This is a genomic window from Pseudonocardia sp. NPDC049635, assembly GCF_040659795.1.
GTDB lineage: Bacteria > Actinomycetota > Actinomycetes > Mycobacteriales > Pseudonocardiaceae > Pseudonocardia.
Map to the genome: position 1 here is coordinate 1 of NZ_JBFAON010000058.1, position 1,335 is coordinate 1,335.

Here is a 1,335-nt window from a genome sequence, read left to right on the forward strand (position 1 = left end):
GCGGCACCTTCGATCGGCAGCCGCCGCAGGATCTCACCGCCGAGCAGTCGGTGCTGGGCGGGATGCTCCTGAGCAAGGATGCGATCGCCGACGTCGTGGAGGTCCTGCGCCCGGAGGACTTCTACCGTCCCGCGCACCAGACGGTCTACGAGACGATCCTGGATCTCTACGGCCGCGGTGAGCCGGCCGACGCGGTGACGGTGTCGGCGGAGCTGCAGCGCCGCGGTGAGCTGGTGCGCCTGGGTGGTGCGCCGTACCTGCACACCCTCATCGCGACCGTGCCGACCGCGGCGAACGCGGCCTACTACGCCGAGATCGTCGGTGAGAAGGCGATCCTGCGCCGGCTGGTGGAGGCCGGCACGCGCATCGTGCAGCTCGGCTACCACGGGGCCGAGGGCGGCGAGGTCGACGAGGTCGTCGACCGGGCGCAGGCCGCGGTGTACGAGGTCACCGAGCGCACCACCACCGAGGACTACACCGTGCTGGAGGAGCTGCTCCAGCCGACGATGGACGAGATCGACGCGATCGCCTCCCGGGGCGGGTTGTCCTCGGGCGTGCCGACCGGGTTCGCCGACCTCGACGCGGTGACCAACGGTCTGCACCCCGGCCAGATGGTCGTCGTCGCGGCGCGTCCGGGGCTCGGGAAGTCCACCCTGGGGCTGGACTTCGCCCGGTCCTGCTCGATCCGCCACGGCATGACCAGCGCGTTCTTCTCGCTGGAGATGAGCAAGTCGGAGATCGTGATGCGGCTGCTCTCGGCGGAGGCGCGGATCCGGCTGGCCGACATGCGTGCCGGCCGGATGTCCGACGAGGACTGGACCCGGATGGCGCGTCGGATGTCGGAGATCTCCGAGGCGCCGCTCTACATCGACGACTCGCCGAACCTGACGCTGATGGAGATCCGCGCGAAGGCGCGTCGGATGAAGCAGCGCAACGACCTCAAGCTGATCATCCTGGACTACCTGCAGCTGATGACCTCGGGCCGCAAGGTCGAGTCCCGCCAGCAGGAGGTCTCGGAGTTCTCCCGGCAGATCAAGCTGCTGGCGAAGGAGCTGGAAGTCCCGGTGGTCGCGATGAGCCAGCTCAACCGTGGCCCCGAGCAGCGCACCGACAAGCGGCCGATGCTGTCGGACCTGCGTGAGTCCGGTTCCATCGAGCAGGACGCCGACATGGTGGTGCTGCTGCACCGCCCGGACGCCTTCGAACAGGACGACCCGCGCGCCGGCGAGGCCGACCTGATCCTGGCCAAGCACCGTAACGGCCCGACCACCACGATCACCGTGGCGCACCAGCTGCACTACAGCCGCTTCTCCGACCTCGCACACGGCTGAGCGA

General features: G+C 69.4%; 1 protein-coding gene. It reads left to right on the top strand.

The window, feature by feature from the left end:
- A partial coding sequence (gene dnaB / locus AB0J24_RS28745; protein WP_358687011.1) for a replicative DNA helicase occupies positions 1-1,331 on the top strand: 1,331 nt, incomplete at its 5' end.
- Positions 1,332-1,335 lie beyond the last annotated feature (4 nt).